This window comes from Lamprobacter sp. (genome assembly GCF_034860625.1).
In the GTDB taxonomy this organism is placed as follows: domain Bacteria; phylum Pseudomonadota; class Gammaproteobacteria; order Chromatiales; family Chromatiaceae; genus Lamprobacter.
Genome location: NZ_JAYESN010000715.1, coordinates 1 through 704, shown reverse-complemented (window position 1 = coordinate 704; position 704 = coordinate 1). Strand labels below are relative to the sequence as shown.

Genomic DNA, 704 nt, shown 5'->3' with positions numbered 1-704 from the left:
GCCGGCGCAGGTGACGCTTGAGCCAGCGGGTGATGAGCGGATCCAGCCGGGCCTTGTTCGGATCGGCCTGGATCAGGCGCACCAGGCGATCGACCGCTGCTTGCAGGGAGGCACGATCCCTAGAGGCGATCTCGACCTCGAAGACCCCGCTCAGGGGGCTCTCGATCAGGCTCAGTTGCTCGGGCGTGTAGCGGCCTTCGTCGATCAGATAGTAGCGCAGCTGCGGCTGGTAGGCGCGTAGGAACAGCGGTGGCTGGGGGCGGATCTGCTCGCTGATGTCTTCGGCGGTGGTCCACCGCGAGAGGCCATTGTAGAGCAGGATCGGTAGGATCGGGGGCAGGCCCTTGGCCGGCGTGGTGACCTGGGTCTTGAGCAGGTGCTGATAGAAGCAGGCGACGTAGTGGAGCATGCGCAGCGGCATGGTCGGATCAACGGTAGATTGAAACTCGATCAGCAGGTAGAGGAACAACCGCTCGGTGACGCCTTGCCAGTGTACTTGCACCGACCAGACGACGTCCTCGAAGCGCTCCTCGAACAGTGGGGTGATGTAGTTTCCGCTGTGGTTCTTGAGCGTCGAGAAGTCCATCAGCGCAGCGATCTCGGACGGAGCGAAGCCTTCGATCAGCTGCTGGACGAACTCGGGGTGGCTGAACAGTTCCTTGTAGCCGGTGTCGTGGTGCTTGGCCATGGGTGGCTTGGGTCGC

1 protein-coding gene is annotated in these 704 nt (G+C 63.1%); it reads right to left on the bottom strand.

The window, feature by feature from the left end; translation table 11 throughout:
• On the bottom strand, window positions 1–688 hold a 688-nt coding region (locus VBE63_RS30920; RefSeq protein WP_323686768.1), incomplete at its 3' end, for an Rpn family recombination-promoting nuclease/putative transposase.
• Window positions 689–704: the final 16 nt, after the last annotated feature.